The sequence below is a fragment of the Mucilaginibacter sp. OK268 genome, from assembly GCF_900103125.1.
Taxonomy (GTDB): domain Bacteria; phylum Bacteroidota; class Bacteroidia; order Sphingobacteriales; family Sphingobacteriaceae; genus Mucilaginibacter.
The window spans coordinates 59,329-81,847 of record NZ_FNJV01000007.1 but is presented as its reverse complement, the minus strand read 5'-3'; the positions used below and the strand labels follow the sequence as shown (position 1 = coordinate 81,847).

18 protein-coding genes are annotated in these 22,519 nt (G+C 42.2%); 8 read left to right on the top strand and 10 right to left on the bottom strand.

All coding sequences use genetic code 11. The features are described 5' to 3' along the window. Positions 1 to 54: 54 nt before the first annotated feature. Together BLR84_RS20535 and BLR84_RS20530 are read left to right on the top strand one after the other, a co-directional pair. Positions 55 to 1,362: a cytochrome ubiquinol oxidase subunit I gene (locus BLR84_RS20535; protein ID WP_090471886.1), complete on the top strand. Its 1,308-nt coding sequence runs from the start codon at positions 55 to 57 to the stop codon at positions 1,360 to 1,362. A gap of 11 nt (positions 1,363 to 1,373) precedes the next feature. Then, positions 1,374 to 2,402, top strand: a complete 1,029-nt coding sequence (locus tag BLR84_RS20530) for a cytochrome d ubiquinol oxidase subunit II (RefSeq protein ID WP_090471883.1) — start codon at positions 1,374 to 1,376, stop codon at positions 2,400 to 2,402. Between the two features lie 120 nt (positions 2,403 to 2,522). On the opposite strand, the gene BLR84_RS20525 is transcribed toward BLR84_RS20530, so the two are convergent. Further along, positions 2,523 to 4,181: an alpha-L-rhamnosidase-related protein gene (locus tag BLR84_RS20525; RefSeq protein WP_090471881.1), complete on the bottom strand. Its 1,659-nt coding sequence runs from the start codon at positions 4,179 to 4,181 to the stop codon at positions 2,523 to 2,525. Between the two features lie 171 nt (positions 4,182 to 4,352). Here BLR84_RS20525 and BLR84_RS20520 point away from each other — a divergent pair, with 171 nt between their 5' ends. After that, a complete protein-coding gene (locus tag BLR84_RS20520; protein WP_369829191.1) occupies positions 4,353 to 5,381 on the top strand; it encodes a GntR family transcriptional regulator in 1,029 nt (342 codons plus the stop codon). A gap of 81 nt (positions 5,382 to 5,462) precedes the next feature. Here the strand turns inward: BLR84_RS20520 and BLR84_RS20515 are convergent, their stop codons facing one another. The 6 genes from BLR84_RS20515 to BLR84_RS20485 form a co-directional block, all read right to left on the bottom strand. Next, entirely contained in the window at positions 5,463 to 6,284 is an 822-nt protein-coding gene (locus tag BLR84_RS20515) for an alpha/beta fold hydrolase (protein ID WP_090471878.1), read from the bottom strand. Positions 6,285 to 6,667: 383 nt separating this feature from the next. Next, entirely contained in the window at positions 6,668 to 8,035 is a 1,368-nt protein-coding gene (locus BLR84_RS20505; RefSeq protein WP_090471874.1) for a 3-keto-disaccharide hydrolase, read from the bottom strand. A 73-nt stretch (positions 8,036 to 8,108) separates the two neighbouring features. Further along, a complete protein-coding gene (locus BLR84_RS20500) occupies positions 8,109 to 9,437 on the bottom strand; it encodes a Gfo/Idh/MocA family protein (RefSeq protein ID WP_090471872.1) in 1,329 nt (442 codons plus the stop codon). 225 nt (positions 9,438 to 9,662) lie between these two features. After that, on the bottom strand, positions 9,663 to 10,481 hold the full coding sequence (locus BLR84_RS20495) for a peptidoglycan-binding domain-containing protein (RefSeq protein ID WP_090471870.1): 819 nt from the start codon (positions 10,479 to 10,481) through the stop codon (positions 9,663 to 9,665). A 205-nt stretch (positions 10,482 to 10,686) separates the two neighbouring features. Then, positions 10,687 to 11,034 carry an MmcQ/YjbR family DNA-binding protein gene (locus BLR84_RS20490; protein WP_090471868.1) on the bottom strand — a complete coding sequence of 116 codons (348 nt, stop codon included), beginning with the start codon at positions 11,032 to 11,034 and terminating at the stop codon, positions 10,687 to 10,689. A 109-nt stretch (positions 11,035 to 11,143) separates the two neighbouring features. Further along, a complete protein-coding gene (locus BLR84_RS20485) occupies positions 11,144 to 12,175 on the bottom strand; it encodes an aldo/keto reductase (protein WP_090471866.1) in 1,032 nt (343 codons plus the stop codon). 309 nt (positions 12,176 to 12,484) lie between these two features. On the opposite strand from BLR84_RS20485, the gene BLR84_RS20480 reads away from it, so the two are divergent. The 3 genes from BLR84_RS20480 (at position 12,485) to BLR84_RS20470 (ending at position 15,157) form a co-directional block, all read left to right on the top strand. Further along, positions 12,485 to 12,709, top strand: a complete 225-nt coding sequence (locus BLR84_RS20480) for a CDGSH iron-sulfur domain-containing protein (RefSeq protein ID WP_076370299.1) — start codon at positions 12,485 to 12,487, stop codon at positions 12,707 to 12,709. Positions 12,710 to 12,815: 106 nt separating this feature from the next. Further along, entirely contained in the window at positions 12,816 to 13,595 is a 780-nt protein-coding gene (locus tag BLR84_RS20475; RefSeq protein WP_090471862.1) for a tRNA pseudouridine synthase A, read from the top strand. Positions 13,596 to 13,846: 251 nt separating this feature from the next. Further along, positions 13,847 to 15,157: a DEAD/DEAH box helicase gene (locus BLR84_RS20470; protein ID WP_369829190.1), complete on the top strand. Its 1,311-nt coding sequence runs from the start codon at positions 13,847 to 13,849 to the stop codon at positions 15,155 to 15,157. Between the two features lies 1 nt (position 15,158). Here BLR84_RS20470 and BLR84_RS20465 read toward each other — a convergent pair whose 3' ends face one another. Further along, on the bottom strand, positions 15,159 to 15,377 hold the full coding sequence (locus BLR84_RS20465; RefSeq protein ID WP_090471860.1) for a VF530 family protein: 219 nt from the start codon (positions 15,375 to 15,377) through the stop codon (positions 15,159 to 15,161). A gap of 218 nt (positions 15,378 to 15,595) precedes the next feature. Here BLR84_RS20465 and BLR84_RS20460 point away from each other — a divergent pair, with 218 nt between their 5' ends. After that, positions 15,596 to 19,909, top strand: a complete 4,314-nt coding sequence (locus BLR84_RS20460) for a hybrid sensor histidine kinase/response regulator (protein WP_090471858.1) — start codon at positions 15,596 to 15,598, stop codon at positions 19,907 to 19,909. A gap of 385 nt (positions 19,910 to 20,294) precedes the next feature. Here BLR84_RS20460 and BLR84_RS20450 read toward each other — a convergent pair whose 3' ends face one another. Both BLR84_RS20450 and BLR84_RS20445 read right to left on the bottom strand, forming a co-directional pair. Continuing rightward, on the bottom strand, positions 20,295 to 20,789 hold the full coding sequence (locus BLR84_RS20450; RefSeq protein ID WP_090471854.1) for a hypothetical protein: 495 nt from the start codon (positions 20,787 to 20,789) through the stop codon (positions 20,295 to 20,297). 16 nt (positions 20,790 to 20,805) lie between these two features. Continuing rightward, on the bottom strand, positions 20,806 to 21,465 hold the full coding sequence (locus BLR84_RS20445; RefSeq protein WP_090471852.1) for a YceH family protein: 660 nt from the start codon (positions 21,463 to 21,465) through the stop codon (positions 20,806 to 20,808). Between the two features lie 109 nt (positions 21,466 to 21,574). Here BLR84_RS20445 and BLR84_RS20440 point away from each other — a divergent pair, with 109 nt between their 5' ends. Continuing rightward, a complete protein-coding gene (locus BLR84_RS20440) occupies positions 21,575 to 22,405 on the top strand; it encodes an MBL fold metallo-hydrolase (RefSeq protein ID WP_090471850.1) in 831 nt (276 codons plus the stop codon). The last annotated feature ends 114 nt before the right edge of the window (positions 22,406 to 22,519 follow it).

Genomic DNA, 22,519 nt, shown 5'->3' with positions numbered 1-22,519 from the left:
CACGATTTTGTTACATTATAGCTTTAAATTCAGCCATTATTTAGTATTACCTGTATGGATGATTTTATTGCAGCAAGGTCGCAAATGGCCTTATCGTTAGGTTTTCATATCATATACTCCTGCATTGGTATGGTGATGCCTGTTTTTATGGCCATATCACACTACAAATGGATCAAAACCAAAGATCCGGTTTACAAAAATATTACCATTGCCTGGAGTAAAGGCGTAGCTATATTTTTTGCCACAGGAGCCGTTTCGGGCACCATGTTATCCTTTGAACTGGGCCTGCTTTGGCCGGGCTTTATGAAACATGCCGGCCCTATATTCGGGATGCCATTTTCCCTCGAGGGTGTGGCCTTTTTTATTGAGGCGATAGCACTGGGCTTTTTCCTTTACGGCTGGAACCGGCTCAATACCTGGTTCCATTGGGTTACGGGTATTGTAGTAGGCATCAGCGGTATAGCATCTGGCATACTAGTAGTATCGGCCAACTCCTGGATGAACAGTCCGTCAGGCTTTGATTTTGTGAATGGCAAATACATCAATATCGATCCATTGAAGGCCATGTTTAATGAAGCCTGGTTCTCCGAAGCCCTGCACATGACCATAGCCGCGTTTTCGGCTACGGGTTTCGCTGTAGCCGGGATCCACGCGCTCATGATCTATCGCAAGCGCAATGTACATTTCCATAGTAAAGCATTCAAAATAGCCATTATATTCGGCGCGGCGGCGGCCATTTTACAACCTCTAAGCGGTGATATATCTGCCAAGGGCGCGGCCAAAAGGCAACCCGCCAAGCTGGCTGCCATGGAGGCTTACTTCCATACTAAGGAATATGCTCCTCTGGTTATTGGCGGCATACCCGATACAGCTGCAAAAAAGGTAAATTATGGTATTGAAATCCCCGGCTTATTGAGTTTCCTGGTACATGATAATTTCAAGCAGCAGGTTAATGGCTTGGATAAGATCCCCGTTAAAAATCAGCCACCTATTGCCGTTACGCATTATGCCTTCCAGATCATGGTTGGTTTTGGTATGCTGATGATGTTGATCGGTATATTATATTTTATTGCTCTGTTGAAAAAGAAGAGCTGGTTTAATAAAGGGTGGTTCCTGAAAATGTTTATCTGGGCTACCCCTGCCGGTTTTATTGCCTTAGAAGCTGGGTGGACAGTAACCGAGGTGGGCCGGCAACCATGGATCATTCAGGGCGTTATGCGTACCAGCGAAGCGGTTACACCCATGCCGGGCATCCAGTACTCTTTTTACCTGTTCACCTTTATTTATTTTACCCTGAGTGTGTTTGTTATTTTCCTACTGAAAAGGCAGATACAAATGGTACCTGAATTGTATGACCGTTAAGCCGTAAAGATATGTTGTACGTAGTTATTTTGTTTTTATTTGCTGCCATTACGCTCTACTTTCTGTTAGGCGGTGCCGATTTTGGCGCGGGTATCATTGAACTTTTTACCTCGAATGATAACAAGCACCGCACCCGCAAAACCAGTTATCAGGCTATCGGCCCGATATGGGAAGCCAACCATATGTGGCTCATCATTACCGTGGTGATCCTGTTTGTAGGTTTTCCGACCATTTACAGCGAAATGTGCGTTTACCTGCACATCCCCCTGCTCATTATGCTACTGGGTATCACCGCCCGGGGAACGGCGTTCGCCTTTAGAAATTATGACGCCATTAAGGACGAGAAAACACAGGGCTTTTATAACCATATATTTGTTTACTCCAGCTTTGTTACGCCCATGTTCCTGGGTATTATAGCTGGCAGCGCCTTATCCGGTCAGATTGACCCTAGCGCCAAAACTTTTGCGGGAGCTTATATTTTCAGCTGGCTCAACTGGTTTTCGGTTTCGGTAGGACTTTTTACCGTGGCGCTCTGTGGTTTCCTGGCCGCCATTTACCTCATAGGGGAATGTACCGAAGTATATGATATCAAACGCTTTATTAAGAAGGCTAAAGCTATGAACATAGCCGCTGTAGTACTAGGCGCGCTGGTATTCCTGGCATCACATTTTGAGCATGTTCATTTGGCCGACTGGATATTTGGTAACCTGCTAAGCTTAGCGGCCGTTATCGCTGCCACCCTATCGCTTATACTGCTATGGTTCATCATCTCCGATAAAAAGAACAAACAGTGGATCAGGGTACTGGCCGCGTTCCAGGTAAGTATGATCCTGATATCGGTTGGGCATACCCGTTTCCCGCGGTTTGTGATCTTTAAAGATGGCAGTTCCATGTCGTTACTAACAGATCATGCCACAGGCAAATCTATCGACGACCTGGGTATAGGCCTGCTGGTGGGTAGTTTATTTATATTGCCGGCGTTGGGGTATTTATATTATAGTTTTAAAAAGAAAGATAACGGACAGGCAGTAGAGCATTGACCGTTGATTTTGATGATTACGTTGATTTCGCTGATTTCGCTGATTTTCGGAATCCTGTTCACATCATGAGAATCCAGCCAACATCAACGAAATCAACATAATCTAAAACCCATCAACGGTCTACCGCTGAAATATCTCCGGGTACTTCCGGATAAAATAAACCGGCGTACAGCTCCAGGCATGGCAATAGCTGTTTACTGGGTAAAAGTTATAAGGCGATTTCAGTTCATCATTCGGGTCATACACTTCCCAAAAGGTGTCAGCTCCTTTTTTGACCATGCCACCCCAGTAATTTTGCAGCGCGTCTTTTGCCTCAGCCTTTAAACCACTCTCGATCAGGGCCGCTATGTAATAATGAAACATATACGGTGCACCAGGGTGTACGGCGTCCTTAACTGTTGGCAGTGCTTTTAAAGCCGTTTGTGCTTCCTGTTTGGAAGCCACCCCACTCAATATCATCCAGGCTTGTGAACCGTAGGAGATCTGTTTATTTACCCCGCTTACAAACAAGCCCGACTTCGGATCATACAGATTTTTATATGCCGCGGCTTTTAATTTTTTAGCTAATGATTGAATGTCATCTACTTCGCTCTCTTTCCCAAGCAGTTTGGCCAGGGCATAGGTTTGGTTCAGGGCATAAATAGAGAGTCCCTGCAAGCAGGCTTGTTTATCCAAGCCATCCTTCCAGTCAAAAAACACCCACCACTCTTTACCTGCTTTTTGATAATCCATCATACCATCCTTCCCTGCATATTTACGGATAATGTCCAGCTGCTTTTTGGCAACCGGCCACAGATCGAGGCCAGTTTGTTTATCATCGGTAGCGGCAACATATTCTTTCAACGCCACGCCATACAACAAACAATAATCAAATAATCGGCTGCCGGCCTGCGCATGGGGCTCGGGGCTTTCAAATACATTGGAGATCAAAACACCATCATCTGCAGATAAGCCAGCCAGCAGATAAAGACAACGTCGGGTAAGTTGGTTATTTTGGTAAGAAAACTGATTGGCTAAGGATTCCAGGTACAAATCGCCTATCCAAAGCCGGCGATCTCGTTTGGGGCCATCCTCATATACGGTTTGCATACACTCTTTTAAAGTGGCGAGACCAACCCGGTCAATGTCGGCTATCAGTTGGGGCGTAGTTGTAGCTAAAAGTGGTGGTTTAAAGGCTACAGACGAAGTTGCTTTAAACACCATATTGCTGATATGAAAATCAAAATATGGTGAAGCGCCAAGCAACTCGATCTTTACAAAACGGCAAGCCAGGCGACGGGGTATCGTGATATCGGCAGGCATTTCGGTTACCGTAACCGTTTCATCCTGTAACCAGGCCCGGCTTAGGGTTCCTTTGTAAGGATCAAAGGGTACTGATAATTCTGCCGGTACCTCACCAAAGGTAAATTTTAATCGCACCGGCCCATCAGCGGTTCCTTTGAGGGCTTTTATCGAGAAAGTAAAATATCCGGTAAGATGCTCACCAAAATCCACCACAACACCGCTTTGTGTTTTGAACGATGTATTATACAGTTTGCCTACACTATCTGTATTTACAGCCTTCCAGCCCTGGAAAGCCGCGGGGTCTTTCTCTAATCGAACCAGGCTTACCGGTTGCTTTTCGGTTTCAACGAGTTTAGGTTTGTTATCCTCGGCTTTTTTCAGCCAATCCTGCCGGTAGGGTTGATAAGGATCCTGTGCCTTTGCACCGCTGGCAAACACAATAATTAAAAAAAACGATAAAAGAAGAAACTTTGGGTTAAGTAAATTTAATACCATAGGGGAATAGTTTAATTAAGTTTTTAGGGCTCCGGTAATTGATTGTGCCGGAGATGGTTAATTGGTTATAACAAGATAAATATATACATTTTTCAAACTATCCCCTACCATCTTTTTAATGAATAAAATACAATTGTGTAATATTACATTTGTGCTGTTCCAATTATAAATGTGAAGAATTATCTGAAAATACTTTCGATAGACGAGTACTCTATCACGCCCAAATACCTGCAGTTATCCAACGCGATCATCAGGGGTATAGAAAGTGGTGATATTGTTAAGGATGATATGCTGCCCTCTATCAACGACCTAAGTTTTGCTCTGGATACCTCGCGAAACACTATTGAGCGGGTTTACAAGGAATTAAAGGACAAGGGCATTGTAAGTTCGGTACCAGGCAAGGGCTTTTTTATCTCCAACACCGATTTTCAGAAACCCTTAAAAATATTCCTGCTGTTTAATAAGCTGAGCGCGCATAAAAAGATCATTTACGACGCTTTTGTTGCCACGATAGGCGAACAGGCCACCATCGATTTTTACATCTACAACAACGATTTCTACTTTTTTAAAAAGATCATCACCGAAAGCACTCAAAACGATTATGCCAAGTATATCATTATCCCGCATTTCCTGGATAATGAGACCAAAGCACATGAGATCATCAATACCATACCAAAGGACAAATTGATCCTGCTGGATAACCTGGTGCCAGGAGTGATCGGAAAGTTCGCCGCGATATATGAAAACTTTGCCTCTGATGTATACGAGGCCCTGAAAAAGCTATTGGATAGGCTGACTAACTATCATACCATCAAATTGATATTCCCAGGTAAAACCTATCATTCCAAGGAGATCATGAAGGGTTTTTTAAATTTTTGCCGGCAGTATGCTTTTGAGTATGCGGTGGTTGAGTCTTTATCTACGGAAACCATACAGCCCCAAACGGTTTATATCAGCCTGATGGAAGATGATCTGGTTGAACTGATCAAAAAAATCATCGCGTCTGATTTGAAGGTAGCCAAAGATGTGGGCGTTATTTCTTATAATGAAACGGCCCTTAAAGAGATCATACTGGATGGCATCACCACTATATCAACCGATTTTAAACTGATGGGCAGCAAAGCGGCGGAATTCGCCCTGAGTAATTGTCATGAACATTTTGCGGTGCCATTTCATGTTACCGTAAGAAGCTCGTTATAGATTACGGTATATATATTCAAAATAAAAGCCATCAACCATAAATGGTGATAGCTTTTACAATCATGAAGGACAGTATTTTATTTAAGATTGGATAAATGCCAAAAGATCCTTGTTTATAGTTGCAGCTTCTGTCGCTGGCATTCCATGCGGGAAACCCGGATAAGAGATCAATTTTCCATTTTTCAGAAGCTTTACAGCTTTCGCACCCGAAATAGGAAATGGAACGATCTGATCGTCTTCACCATGCAAAACAAGTACAGGAATATCTACACTTTTAAGATCTTCTGTAAAATCTGTTTCTGAAAAAGCCTTAATACCGTCATGGTGTGCTTTTACTCCACCCATCATGCCCTGACGCCACCAATTATCTCTGATTCCTTGCGATATTTTAGCTCCTTCACGGTTATAACCATAAAATGGAATGGTAAAATCTTCAAAGTATTGGGCTCTGTTAAATGCCGTACCCTCACGTATTTCATCAAATATAGCCAAGGGAACGCCATCCGGGTTATTTTCGGTTTGAACCATCAATGGCGTAACCGCACTAATCAGCACCACTTTGGCTACACGACCTTTGCCCAAATTAGCCGCGTAATGGATAGCTTCGCCGCCGCCGGTTGAGTGACCGATATGTACAGCATCTCTCAGATCTAATGCCTCGGTTACCGCCGCTACGTCGGCTGCATAAGTATCCATATCATGCCCGCCTGAAACCTGGCTTGACCTTCCATGGCCCCGGCGATCATGGGCAATCACCCGGTACCCCTTTTCCAGGAAAAACATCATCTGCGCATCCCAGTCATCGCCGGATAAAGGCCAACCATGATGAAAAAAAAGTGGTTGTCCGGTTCCCCAGTCCTTGTAATAAATTTCGGTTCCGTCTTTTACTGTGATCTTACTCATTTGTGTTAATTATAGTTATTAATAAAATTTTGGAAATATGCGTTTAGCTCGATAGAGTACAATTGATTTTTGACACGGTTAAATGCTGATTCCGCACGCAAATCAAAGTCAGAATCAAAGCCTGTTGAATAACTAAAAATAGTAAATAAAAGCTTTGATCTATAAATCAGGCTGGCAAAAACCACTCAAAATTTATAAACATTAGTTAAATGCTTCTTACCTAGGAGGAAATAATTCCGGGATTATCCGGCCAGGGCTTTTCTTAAAAGGAAAGCTTTAAAAGAGAAATTGTCATTCCGAAAAACGAAGAATCTATTTGTAAGCTAACTTAAAACAGATTCTTCGCCTTCGCTCAGAATGACAATTTATATAGAGGGAGGTAATTACTTTAATGTTCTGATCTTGATATTCCTGAAAAACGCTTCGTTACCATGATCCTGTAATAACAAGTGGCCTTCTTTAGCTTCGCCAAAGTTTTTCCAAATGGTGTATTTACTGATAGCTACCAGGTCACGGAATTCTTTTGAGCCCCGTTCGTACTCCAGCACTTTAACGCCGTTCAGATAATGCTCTACATGGTTATTCGGGTAAACCACAATCCTGCCGGTATTCCAGCTGCCTATCGGGTGCACAAAACGCTCCTGTTTATTAGCTTTGATAAGATCATATAAGGAAGCCAGGGTACGATCCCCATCACGTCCGAGCTTAGCATCCGGGTGCAGTTTATCATCCAATACCTGGTACTCCAGACCGATGGCAGAACCTTTGGTCACTTCAGACAGGGTTACAAAATATTTAACCCCACTATTGGCACCCGGTGTTAGCTTAAATTCAAATGAAAGATCAAAAGCGCTGTACTGTTCATCGGTCACAATATCACCACCGCCTGATTCCTCTTTTCCAACCGATGGCAGTACATGCATGGTTCCGTCTTTATACTCCCATCCCATGGTTGGAAAAGTTTTTAAAGTAGCGCCACGCCATCCTGTGTTAGTTTTACCATCATACAATAGTTTCCAGTCGGCGGTTTTTTCGGCAAGGGTAATGCTGTTGGGCTGTAAGTTTACTACGTAGATATCCTTTGGAAAAGGTGTACGCTTTAAATTAGTGGTTTGCAGCTTAAAGTTTTTAAAATATACTTTTTTATTTGCCTGCTCCTCTTTACTTACAGCATGTACCTGCAACCCGATGAAACCTTTATTATCGATGGTGTCTACCACATCTGCAGTAGGAATGCCATTAATCCAGGTTTTCATTTCGTTGCCGATACATTCAATTTTGATATGGTTGAACTCACCAACCTTAAAAGCATCTTTTGCCTTGGCGTTCAGATCAAGCGGGTAAAGCCAATCTCTGCGGCCTTCATCATAAATACCGCCTGTCCATTTACGATCAGACGGATCAATTTCAAACTGGCGACCATAAACCTTGCCCTTACCTTCATGACCTGCCGGATCATAATGACTACGGGTTTGTACACCGGAGTTGCTCAACTTACTTTCAATTTTAGCATCCAGTTCTAATATAAAATCACCATACTCTTTTTCGGTAACTAAAAATGAATTGCCTGAATTTAAAACTGTGGTTCCTACTATCTGGCCATCTTCTACCTTATAATCGGCGGTACCGGCCAGGCGTTTCCAGCCTTTAAGGGTTTTACCATCAAATAAAGCATTTTGGGCACAACTGGTAACAGGCATTAGGGCAGCCACGGCAAACAGGGCCATGACCGGGTAGATGATTTTCTTCATGTGTAATGTTATATTGGTTTTTTATTTTGGATTTTTCAAATCCCGTAAATTCTCTGGAAAAGCTTAACAAGGTTTATACATTTATCTCCCAGCCCTTTTCATACTCCCGGCTCCATAGTTTTGTGGCTTCCGGATCGTTTAAAATATGGCCGTTGGATGGATCGGTATGTAATACCCTGTCAACCCGGTAAGATATATTACCCAGTTGAGGCAGCAGCGTCGACCGGAAACCGATTTCTATAGGACAGTTTAAAGCTGTGTTACCGCGAATGGCTTCGATAAAATTTTTCATGTGTAAACCATCAAGCGCTTCGGTAGGGCTCACTTTATTATTAGCATCAACCTTGGTATCGTCCTTAACATCTTTCACCAGTTTGTTTTCGCCATCGTAAACCTGATAGCCATTGCCGCCTCCGTAAAACAAGGTTCCTTTGTCGCCATAAAATATCACACCCCTGCCCAATTTTTCGATACCAAAGCCATTGCAGCTGCGGCTTTCCCACTCTGCAGCCGTATTGTTAGGAAAGTTGTAGAGGATATTCTGCGTATCAGGTGTTTGCCAGTCATCGTTAAAATGGAAACGACCACCGGTTGATACTACCTTATTCGGAAAATCGACACCGAGTCCCCAGCGGATCACATCCAGCTCATGGGTGCCATTATTCAGCGCTTCGCCGGTTCCCCAGTTCCAAAGCCAATGCCAGTTATAATGGATCAGGTTGTCGCGATAAGCTACACGTGGCGCCGGGCCCTGCCAAAGATCATAATTCAAGTTTTCAGGTACAGGTACTTCCTTACCATGCCCTATGCTTGCTCTGTGATTAGTATACCAGCCTTTGGCGTAATAAGCACGACCGATAACACCCTCGTGCAATTCCTTAACCAGGGCCTGTACATTGGTAAATGACCTGCGCTGACTACCCATTTGCACCAAACGGTTGTATTTTTTTGATGCCGCAACCGCCATTTCGCCCTCATGCGGATTATGACTGCATGGTTTTTCTACATAAACGTGTTTACCAGCCTGGCAGGCCATAATGGTGGCTGGTGCATGCCAATGATCGGGCGCGGCGATAACAACCGCGTCAATTTCCTTGATCTCGAGCATTTTACGGATATCGGTAATACCCTTTGGCTTTTTACCGGTTATTTTGAATATCTCATTAATAGTTTTATCAACCACTTTGGAGTCTACATCGCATATATATCCTATTTCAACATTGGGTATACGGGCAAAGCTTTGGGCCAGGTACAAGCCCCGGCTATTGGTTCCCATCATTCCTAATACTACCTTATCATTTGGCGACCCTTTAAAAACCCCGGCTTTTGATAGCTCGGGTGTAAGCAGGAAACAGGTGCCCGCTATTGAAGTTGTCTGGATGAACTTTCTACGGCTAATCATATCTAAAATCGGTTAATTGGTTTATACCCTACCACTTGTGCAAGCAAATATGGCAAATTAGCTAAGTTTTAGAAAGCTTTAAAGAAAATGAACAACTTTTTTTCAAAATGAACTGTAACTTAACTGTGACTTAAATCAGCTTCTGAAACAATCATTTAAAGAAAAGGGCAAAACAAAGGAGGCCCAATAGTTGGGCCTCCTTAAATTTACAGTTAAATATATTTTCTAAACCAAACCCTGTATCGAGAATACGTCTAGCTTGGAGGTTTGAAAATTACGGACCCGTTTATACACTCCGTTGCCGTTACTGCTGCCATCGTTATTGGTATTGCCCTCGATGGTTTCAAACACATCGCCATGAACAGCCGTGATGAGGCCTGTATGTATCCAATCGAAAGTAGTTTTCTGCAGCAGGAAAATATCACCCGGTTTTACTATCGACGGATTACTTCGTACAGTAGCATAACGACTAAGACATCCTTTTTGGATACCCGTGGTGGCTACCGTATCGCAGCTATAGGATAAAGGCATCAACGTACGAAAATCCTTACCAAGCTTACTGGCAGCCTGATCTAAAATAGTTTGCACAAAGCCCATACACCAAAACCATGGCGTACCTTCCATGCCATCCATATAGCTGCGCACCCAAGGCCCACTGTTACTCTGTCCTTTAATAGTGAGTTCATAGGGGGCATTATTGAGGTGCTGAAAAGCTGTATTAACCACTAACGTGCGCAAGTCAGTACCCGCTATGTTACCGGTAAAGGCATTCAGCATAGGTTTTGATAATTCTGTAAAAAGGGCGGCATCTACAATACCGGTTTGCGGCAGACTTTTAGCCTGTTGAAAGGCTTTCACCGCGGTTTGTGTAGCGGGGCCAAAATCACCATCGATACCCGTAGCTGTACCGGCTGATGGGTTCACCATAGCATATAAATTAAGCCAGCTTTGCACCTTCATCACATCCTTTACGGTGTTGGTGCTTCCGCCCCTTTGTTGAGTGGCGGTTATAACTATTTCTTTCAGGTATTGCTTTTTTACCATGATCGTTGGGATTTAAAGTGATAAGGTTTAGGTTGATCCCTGTTATTTTTAAAGCCCGTTGAACAGCTATTATTAAACAGGAATCATTTATTGCATAAAATTAAATCTTATCATACAATTTTCTACGGGTAATTATACCCTTTTGCATACGTAGTTTTACGCATAAAGTTACCGGTGTGGTTTAAATAGAAAAGTTATGGCAATATTATTGCCCTTCATACTCCCTGATGAGTTTTTGGGTAGCCCGGTTACGCCAGGCGGTGATCAGTAGTTCTTTCAGATCATCGGGCGATACGGTTTCGAGCCTTACCAGCATGTATTTGTAATTTCGGTAATGATCTGTGATGAAAAATGTATCTGGATCGGCAATCATCCATTTCTCCCGTTCAAGAGTATGTAAAGCTACCAGTTCGTCCTTCAGCTTCACATTGGCCATAATCTTCTTATTTACATAGAATGCAGGGTCCTCAAAGTGCATTTTTTCGGTTACCCCGGGCAGCGATAGCAAGGTATCGCGCATAAACTGCATAAAAGCAAACATGTCTGTAGCCATAATTTCTGAATCAGAATTTTCAGAATTTAAGAATTAACAAGATTTTTAAACGTAAAATTCTGAAAATTTTCTCATTCTGGAAATTCTGATTCAGACAACAGACCTCTACTTAATAAAAATCAGGCAGTGGGTTTAACTTTGTATTTTGGCGTTGATGCCAATACGGATATATCGGATCAACCTCGCTGGAGGCATCCAGTTTTTTAACCTGCTCTGTGGTCAGGTCCCAGCCAATGACGGCCAGGTTTTGTTTTAACTGTTCTTCATTACGGGCACCAATTACTAAATTAACTACTGTTGGCCGCTGTAATAACCAGTTTAACGATACCTGCGCTACCGATTTCCCGGTTTCTTCGGCCACCTCATCAAGGGCATCAACAATATTATATAAACGTTCAAGGTTAGTTTCCGGGCCATGGCTACCACCTTGTGCTCTCCTGTTGTCTTGCGGAATAGGTTGTCCTCTGCGATATTTTCCGCTTAACTGGCCGGAAGCCAGCGGGCTCCAAACTATGGTACCTACTTTTTGGTCGATACCCAGTGGCATCAATTCCCACTCAAACTCGCGATCAAGTAATGAGTAATAAGCCTGATGGCCAACATACCTGCTCCAACCATAGCGTTCTGATACCGATAAAGACTTCATCAGGTGCCAGCCCGAAAAATTGGAGGCCGCTATATAACGGATCTTGCCGCTGGTTACCAGATCATCCAGGGCTCGTAAGGTTTCTTCAACGGGTGTGGTACCATCAAAACCATGCATATGATAAACATCAATATGATCTGTATTCAGGCGGCGCAAACTAGCTTCGCATTGTTGTATTAAATGATAGCGTGAAGAGCCATAATCGTTAGCGCCATCGCCCATGGTAAATGTAGCTTTTGACGAAATAAGTACCCGGTTGCGTAAACCTTCGAGCGCGTGGCCCAGTATTTCTTCAGATAGTCCACGCGAGTACACATTGGCTGTGTCAAAAAAGTTAACACCCGCGTCCAGGCAAAGATGGATCAACTTTTTAGCCTCATCCACCTGCGTGTTTCCCCAGGCTTTAAAAAACTCGTTACCTCCGCCAAAAGTGGCCGTTCCAAAACTTAATACGGGCACTTTTAATCCCGATGCTCCTAATTGTCTGTATTCCATATTGTGGTATTTTTTTGATGTAACGCGGAGAAAGAGTCAAGAATTAAGAGTCAAGAATCAAGACAATTGAAAAAAGGATCAGCAATGCAATTATCCCTTTATCGCTTTTCCTCTTGCCTCTTGATTCTAATATCTTGATTCTCCTTACTTCCTTAACAAAGCTAAAACTTATGTGTTTCGACATTAAATTTTACGCATCATCAATTTGTCATTTGTAGGTTATGATTTTCGCAATCCGGAACAACTCTAAATAACAAATAGACCATTTACAGACAATGCCATGTGTTAACTTTGGCAAAAAATTAACACATGGAGAAAACCAGACTTACCATTAATAATAACGGCTCTGTAAAAGTTGACGGCGATTTTGAAATTGTTGACGCGCAAGGCAACGTATACGGTTTACAAGGCCGTACTGTATTATCAATTTGCCGTTGCGGCCTGTCGGCCAATAAACCATTTTGCGATGGCTCACATAAAGGTCATTTTGAACATGACGCCATAGCATTTGATCTGCCACCTAAAAAAGTTTAAAGCGTAGCATATAAACATTTATAAAAGCCTCCGGTGTATAAAACCGGGGGCTTTTACTTTATACCTGCTTTACCAGATTTTTTACGGATTTTTGAGCCATATACAGATGCGTTATTTTTTCCACATAGGTTATCATGGTACACAGTACAGTGGCTGGCAAAAACACGCCGGGGTTAATAGTGTTCAATTGGTTTTAGAAACCGCACTGGGCAAACTACTTAAACGCCCTGTTGCTATTGTTGGCTGCGGCCGCACCGATGCGCATGTACACGCGAGTCAGTTCTTTTTTCATATTGATCTGGAACAGGAATGGGATTTCGATCTGTTTTTCAGGCTCAATAAAATATTACCGGACGATATAGCCCTGTTTGACATTATCCCGATGCAAGGCTTGCCACATGCCCGCTTTGATGCCATACAACGCGCCTATGATTATTTTATCCATACCTATAAGGATCCATTTTTAAGCGGCTTTAGTTCGTTGTATCCCGAAACAAACCTGGATATTGATGCCATGAAAAAGGCTACAGCATTGCTGCCTTTATATGATGACTACCGCGCGTTCTGCAAAATGCCCGACAGGATTGACCATACCATTTGTAAGGTATCATCGGCCGGGTTATTTGTTGATGAAAGCGGCGACAGGTTGCGGTTTCACATATCGGCCAACAGGTTTTTGAGTAAGATGATCAGGATCATCGTTGGTCGCTTGCTGGATATTGGGCGTGGAGATATGAGCATTGACGAATTTGAACATTACCTCGCCAGTAAGCAAACACCCAAGATCATTATACCGGCTCATCCGCAGGGCTTATATCTTTCAAAGGTCACATACCCTTATCTTGATCTGGCTCCGCGCACAAACTTTTCGGGGCTGCTGTTTTAAGTAGAGTAGACTCACCCGGTCTGCGCTTCGCTGGACCACCCTCTCTTCACCTACGGTGGAAAGAGGGATTAAAGAAAGTAATCCTTATTCTTTTGTCTTTTGTCCTTGCTCTATTATCCTTCCACCTTTGTTCTTTTGTCCTTGCTCCTTTGTCCTTCTATCCTTCCTCTTTTATCTATAATTCATCTTTATAAAAATATGAGCAGTTAAATTGGTAATTTTGCCCTCTTAAATATTTAATACAATTTCTGATGGTGTGGTTTGAAAAATTAAAGCTGAATAAGCAACTGGTTAGATCGGTAAATGAAGCAGGTTTTACAGACCCTACAGAATTGCAATTAAAAACGCTTACCCGCATAGTTGGCGGTCAGGATATAATAGCCATAGGTCCCGAAGGAAGCGGCAAAACCACCACTTATGTTTTGGGTGTTTTAAACCGTTTCAATTACGCCCCTGAAGGTGTTCCGCGTGTATTGATCCTGGTACCCGAAAAGGAACAGGTCATGGCGGTGATTGAACAATTTGAATTGCTCAATAAAAACAAATCGATCTCCATAGTTGGCTTATACGTTGCCCCTGGCATTGAAGCGCAGATGGATGCATTGGCCGATGGCGCCGATATTGTGGTGGCTACTCCCGACAGGGCAAGGGCTATTTACCTGAAACTGGCGCTTAACTTAAATAAAGTTGATCTGCTGGTAATTGATGATGCCGATATGATGATCAAAAAAGGACTGCAGCTGCCTGTTGTGGAGCTCGCCAACAGCATAGGCAGAGGTCAGCACCTGGTATTTACCGAGGTAATGCACAGCAAGCTCGAAAAAATGCTGGCCCCTTTCATGAATCAGCCTGCCATTATTGAGATAGAAGAGTTGCAGGAGCAGCCTTTACAAACACATCCTCAACTATTATATAATGTGCCCAACTTTGGCACCAAGCTCAATTTGCTCAATTTGTTCCTGTACGATGAGGAATTGTTCACCAAAACAGTAGTATTCGTAAACACCAAAGTCACCGCCGATAAATTATATAAAAGTCTTTATGGCCGCCTGCGTGATGCCGTAGCTTTTTTAAATCCGCAGTTTTTTGATACCAATGGTTTTAAAAACATGGAAGATTTTAAAACTGCCGAAAACTCCAGGGTTTTGATCGTGATCAATGAAAATAACGAAACCGTCGATTTAAGCGGCATCCCCTTCCTGATCCATTTTGACCTGCCCTTGGAAAAAGAAACTTTTATTGAGCGCATCGTTAGCCACGACCCCAACAATGAGCAGGAAACGCTGGCGATTACTTTTGCCACCGACCTGGAACTAAGCCAGGTTAAAAAGATAGAACAAGCCAGCGGTAAAAAGATACCAACAGCCACCTTGCCCGATGAACTGGTTATTGAAAAAGAGATAAAAGCAAAAAAAGAGGAAGCTGATAAAAAAACAGCCAAATCAAACCCCGATACTCCTGTAGTTGGTGCCGCCTTTCATGAAAAAAAGGCTGCTAATGCAAAAACTTATAACTATAGTTCTGGTCAAAAGGCCAAGATGAACAATAAACGTAAGCACTAAGCTACTTTACGCAGTAAGCCACGTACAGATCCTCTACCTTTTTACGGGCCCATGGAGTTTTACGTAAAAACTTAAGGCTCGATTGTATGCTGGGGTTATCATGAAAACAATTAATACGGATGCGTTTGTCTAATTCTTCCCAGCCAAACTGAGCCAAAAGTTCTTCCAATATCATTTGTAATGTTTTACCGTGCAGCGGATCCTTGCTTTGTTGTTGCATATTGCAAAAGTACAGCTTGTTTAGGTATACCCAGTGTATTTATTATACACTTTAGTTAAGCGGCAAATAGCAAGCGTATTTTGCGTCACAACCAATTATAATATTGGCGCGTTTAAATAGCCATATCTAATTCCGATTTATTTAACAGTATTTTAGTAAATTAGATAATCATTTCATTCGATTATTTGCTACCGTATAAATCATAATTTACTGATATAATGAGGGGCTGTAAGTTTTATTTTGTTCTACTTTTTCAGACTATATCATTATATGTATTTGCTCAAAACCAGCCTTTACATTTTCAACGCATTGGTAGTCGTGCTAACTTATCAGAGCTCAACATCAACACTATTTTTCAGGATAGCCATGGTTTTATATGGGCAGGAACGCTTGATGGCTTAAACCGCTTTGATGGTAATAAATTCAAGATCTTCCGGAACAGTGTTACCGACAGTACAAGCATCAGTAGTAATTATATTACTCATATTGCTGAGGATAAAAACGGCGACCTTTGGATAGCCACATTGGGCGGTGGATTAAATAAATATGATCGAAAAAAAAATCATTTTTATCACTACCTGCACAATAAAAACAATGCGAACACTATAGCGAGCAATAATATTACAAAGCTTGTTTTTGATAAAACTGGTAATTTATGGATCGGCTATCAGGAAGATGGTATTGATGAATACCTTATAGGTAAAAACCGGTTTACACACTATAAACATAACAGTAATGATCCCGGTAGTTTGAGTGATAACAACATCAGAAGTATTTGTGTTGATAGTTATAACACCATATGGATTGGAACCATAAATGGTGGTTTAAATCGCTTTAACTCATCTGCTAAAACGTTTACCCATTTTATGCACGATGATAAGATTGAGGGATCGATCTCCGTAAATAACGTAAACTGCATTTTTGAAGACAGCGGCCATCATCTTTGGATAGGATCATCAGATGGCGGGGGCTTAAATTTATATGATGGCAACACCCATACCTTCAAACATTTTAAAAACGATCCAAGCAACAGCAATTCAATCTCTGGCAACAGTATTCAAAGCATTGCCGAAGACGGCGACCAAAACTTATGGATAGGGATAGAAAACGGAGGCTTAAACATATTTAATTATACCCAAAACAAGTTTACCAACCATTATCAGGACGATATTGACAATAGCAGTATAGCCAGTAATTCGGTTGATGTGATATTAAAAGATAACGTGGGAAATATGTGGATAGGCACCTTCGCTTCGGGCATCAGTCTATATAAAAAAATAAAGGAAAACTTCGCCCACTATAAGCATACCGCTCAAGCCGGAAGCCTTTCAAATAACTACGTACTGGATTTTTATCAGGATAAAAAGGATAACATATGGATAGGCACAGATGGCGGCGGATTAAACCTGTTTGACCCATCCAAAGGGACGTTTACAACATACAAACACCAGGAAAATAATAAAAACAGCATTTCCGGCAACTATGTTTTGACTATTCGGGAAGACGATAAAGACAACTTATGGATAGGTACCTGGGGCAACGGCATCAGCGTGATGAATACCCGTACCCATCAGTTTAAATCATACCACCACAACCCTAATGACAGTAGCAGTTTGGCTGGCGATAACGTATATGCTCTTGCAGCAACGCCCGATCATAAAATATGGATCGGTACTTTTGGTCAGGGCCTTGATCTGTACGACTCTAAAACAAACAAATTCAAACATTTCAGGCATAATGCTAATGACCCAAAAAGCCTGAGCGACGATAATGTTAATTCATTACTGGCAGATTCAAAGGGCAATCTTTGGGTAGGCACAAGCGATGGCGGTCTTGATCTTTTTGATCCGCAAACCGGCAAGTTCACCATTTACGAACACGACCCTTCAAAAAACAGTATTAGTGATAACGCTGTGCTTGATTTATTAGAAGACCAGGCCGGCTATATATGGATATGTACATTTGATGGATTAAATCGTTTTGATCCAAAAACAGGCAAATTTGCCGTTTTTAAAACTAATGATGGTTTACCCAATAACTATACCTACGCTATTGAAGAAGACAATAGCGGTAATTTTTGGATAAGCACTAATACAGGCATCTCGAAATACAATCCTGTAACCAAAAAATTCAAAAACTTCACCGTTGATGATGGCTTACAGGCCGATGAGTTTAAAGCCAAATCTGCTTTAAAAAGCAAGGATGGCCGCTTGTATTTTGGTGGGGTTAACGGGTTCAACGTATTTGACCCTGAAAAAATCGTCGCCGGTCATTATAATCCACCTTTAGTTTTAACCGACTTCCAGATCTTTAACAATTCTATACCGGTAGCTAAAAATGATCAGGATCCATCTCCTTTAAAACAGGATATCAGTGTTACCCAAGCTATTACTTTAAACTATGATCAATCGGTAATTTCATTTGAGTTTGTATCACTGGATTATGCCTTATCAAGCCGTTCTGTTTATGCTTATCAATTAGTAGGTTTTGATAAAAACTGGAATAATGTTGGGCATAAAAACACGGCAACCTATACTAATTTACCTCCCGGTAATTATACATTTAAAGTAAAAAGTCATAATGGGGATGGGGTATGGTCAACCCACGAGTTGAGTATAGAATTAACTGTTCTGCCCCCGTTTTGGCTAACCTGGTGGTTTATTATCCTGGTTACCCTTTTTGTTTTTGGCATTATTTATAGCTTATACCGTTTAAAGGTGAATTCCATCATTAAACAAAAGGCGCTATTGGAGCAGCAGGTATCTGAACGTACCGCAGAAGTTTTACAACAGTCTGACGAGCTGAAAAAACAATCGGCCGATCTGCAGGCCTTAAACGAAGAACTCCAGTCCCAATCTGAAGAGCTGCAAGCCCTGAACGAAGAATTACTGGTACAGTCTGAAGAGCTGGAGTTGCAGCGCCAGCAAGAGCGGCAGGCCCGTGAAGAAGCTGATAAAGCCAACAAAGCCAAAAGCATATTTCTGGCCACCATGAGTCATGAAATAAGGACACCGATGAATGGCGTGATTGGGATGGCCTCTCTCTTAGGCGAGACGGAATTGAATAACGAACAGCGGGAATATACCAATACGATTATAGCCAGCGGCGACAGCCTGGTGAACGTGATCAATGACATCCTTGATTTTTCAAAAATAGAGTCGGGCAAAATGGATATTGAGCAGGACGATTTTGATTTGCGCCATTGTATCGAAGAGGTAATGGACCTTTTTTCGCAACAAGCCTCACAGCAAAATCTGGAATTGGTTTACCAGATAGACGCTGCCTTGCCCATACAAATTATCGGCGACAGCTTGAGGCTTAAACAGGTGATCACCAACCTAACTGGCAACGCCTTGAAATTCACTCAAAAAGGCGAAGTATTTATAAAAGTATACCTATCCAAAACCTTTAAAAATGGCGATATCGAGATTGGCTTTAGCGTGATGGACACCGGAATAGGTATCCCTGCCGAAAAACTCCCGGGCCTGTTCAATGCCTTCTCGCAGATTGACTCGTCAACTACCCGCAAATACGGGGGCACCGGTTTGGGCCTGGTGATCAGTCAGCGTTTGGTAAAACTCATGGGCGGCGATATTTGGGTGGAGAGTATTTACAAAGAAGGCTCCGTATTCATGTTTACCATCAGGTCAGCCATCAGTAAAAAGCAATCAAAACATGTACCGATAGTATTGAACCCTGCCGAAATGGAAGGTAAAAAGATATTGGTAGTTGATGATAACCAAACCAACCGGTTTATATTAAAAACACAGTTGGAACAATGGGGAATAGTAACCGTATCGGTGGCATCGGCTGTAGAAGCGCTTGATCTGTTATCAGAAGGTGCAAAATTCAACCTGGTCATCACCGATATGGAAATGCCGGATATGGATGGAGTCGACCTGGCGCGAGCCATAAAAAGAAATTATAAGAACCTGCCTGTAATTATGCTGAGTTCCATTGGCGATGGATCAAAGAAAAAATATCCGGGATTGTTCTCCGCTATCTTAACCAAACCTGTTAAGCAAAATCAGTTGGGTAAAAGTATACAGGCAGAGTTCCAAAACCAGCCTGCCTCTATTTTCACAGAGTCAAAATCTCCCAAATTATTTGATGCAGACTTCGCGACCAACTTCCCGATGCGCATTTTAGTGGCCGAGGACAACCTGATCAATCAAAAACTGGTTGACCGGATGCTGACCAAACTAGGTTACCAATTTATAATAGCACAAAACGGGCTCGAGGCCTTAAACAAGCTAAAATTAAACCCGGTTGATGTGATATTTATGGATGTGCAAATGCCCGAAATAGATGGCTTTGAAGCTACTCGCCATATTCGCAAGTATGCTTTTAAACAACCATACATCATCGCCATGACCGCCAACGCCGGCCCCGAAGACCGTGAACTTTGTTTGATTGAAGGCATGGATGATTACATAGCCAAACCCATGAAAACCGAAGATATGGTAGCTATACTCAAAAGGGCTCATGAAGCTGTGGTAAAAAAGAGCCTGGATAAAGAGAAGTATAAATAAGCTTTTTAACACCGGGTAGGTTTACTCAAGTGATGATTACTTTACCCTTAGCAAAATGTGGATGAAGGCCCATAATTGCATCTTTACAAAGATCACAAACAAAACCCGCCTCCATTCCCGATTTATTGTCATCGTTTATGTGTGTAAGAATAAAAGCAGGAAACTGAAATCTGTTTCGCAGGCTGGTTAAATCCAACAGGCAATCAAAATAAACCCATTCCCTACAGCTATCCGACCAGGCTTTGCCTCTAAAAGTTTCCTGAATTCCGTTAGCTTTAATAAACCTTTCGAGCTCAATTAAATGTTCACACATCATATAGATTATCAGAATATGTTCAGCCTGTGGCCGGTGTTAGCACCGTACCACTTCTACATTCTTTAATTCTTATCGCCTTTGTTTAGTAATTGGATTGTCTTTGAATTTTTCTAATGCTATCGCCTCTGTAAAATGGCTTTTAAATTTATCAGACAGATAGCTGTCTTTAAATTTAATAATCGTATATCCGCTATCAAAGCAAATAATTTCTATCTGGGCATCAGGATGCTGTATGTTTTCATTTTTCCAGATCAGCCCATTACCTTCCGCAAAAGGTAAATTGTCCTCATCAAGTGTTACAGTAATCGATCTGGGGAAACCCAAAATAACTCCCCACCAGATCTGTATATTGGCGTTTAACAAGACATGAAATTCGTTCTCAGACAATAAAAAACATTCATGATCAAAGTTTATAGGTAAGTGCTCATTAATTTCTGAAGAGTTAAAATCAAGATCGGTTAACAACCAGTTAAACCCAGATAAATCTTCTAAAATGGGTATTAAAAGCTCATCTAAGTAGGTATGAGCAGATAATTTATCACTACGCCTTATTATCCAATTCATTATCGTCGGAATCAATTTATTCCCCTACCCCTAATTCCTGCATCAATTTAACCAGTTTCTCTTTTACCTCAGCAAGTTCCTGCTCTAACTGGCTTACACGGACTTCCAATCCACCGGTTGTGCGAGAGCCTGTTTCTTCGACGTCATCATAGTCATTAATATCCGGTGTACCACTTAAAAGATGAGCATACCGAACTTCTTTTTGTCCCGGGCGCTTGGGTAACTGTACCACATAAGGCAAAGCCGGGTCGGCCAGTTTTTCGAGCATTTCCTGTACTTCCTCTATCGTTTCAAACTCATATAACCTGCCCGAGTTGGTATTCAGTTCGCCTGGTGTTTGCGGGCCACGCAATATCAGCAGGCAAAGCAGAGCTACTTCGGCCGGTATCACTGGGAATACGATAGCAAAATTATGTTTATATTTTATATTACGGATGGAGCCGCCGGTAACGGTAGAGATCAGGCCGCGTCTTTTGAGGGTATTTAAAGCTTCGGTAACCGTGCCTTCATCATAATTCACAACCGGCTTGCGCGATGTTTTTTGATTACATGCAGCGGTTAAGCCATTAAGGGTCATGGGATAATAATCGGGCGTGGTTTTGCTTTTTTCCATCAACGAGCCTAATACACGCAGCTCTGTAGCATCAAGTACCGGTAAAGTTTGGGGTGAATCCATGGCTAAATATAAGCAGCTTTTTATAGCCGCGAAATTTTAGTGATTATTTTTAAACACTGCACGTTAAGTAAAGATAAAATTTAGCTTAAATCCGTTACTTTGTATTTACATGTCATTATTCATCACATCACTAAATTCGGGCAGTAACGGCAATTGCTATTACGTAGGGAACGAGCGGGAGGCTATATTGGTTGATGCCGGCATATCATGCCGCGAAACAGAAAAACGCATGGCCCGGCTGGGCTTATCCATGCAAAAGGTAAAAGCCATATTTGTATCACATGAGCATTCAGACCATATCCGCGGCATACCGGTACTGGCTAAAAAGTTTAATCTGCCTGTATATATTACACCAGGCACCTTATTACATTTAGGTAACAGTGTGGATGCGCAACTGGTGCACCATTTACGAGAGTTTGAAACCGTAAACATTGGCGAACTGCAGGTTACCTCATTCCCTAAAGAACATGACGCCACCGAGCCGCATAGCTTTTTTGTAAGCTGCCGCGATATCAACGTAGGTATATTTACAGATATCGGCGTGGTGTGTGACAGGCTTATCCGCTATTTTAGCCAGTGCCATGCCGCTTTTTTAGAAGCCAATTATGATGACGATATGCTCGATAACGGTGGTTACCCCTATCATCTTAAACGACGTATCCGTGGCGGCAAGGGGCACCTGTCAAACAAACAGGCGCTGGCATTATTCACTACGCACAGGCCCGCACACATGACCCATTTGCTGCTTTCCCACCTATCGCATAATAATAACAACCCCAAACTGGTCGAAGATCTGTTTACCGCCTGTGCAGACGGTATCCATGTAGTTGTAGCTTCGCGATTTGAAGAAACTCCGATTTACCATATCGGTGAAACAGATAAAGCACCCTCATTTGCCGGACAGCTGAATATGGGATTTGGCTTTGGTAGTATCAAGTAGCTCGTATCAGGTATCAAGACAAAAAAACAGCTTAATATTCAAAATGCTGGCTTTGTGCGATTCCCTCCCAGCGGGAGGGTGTAGGGAGGGAAGTATTGAATCACGACTTTCCGT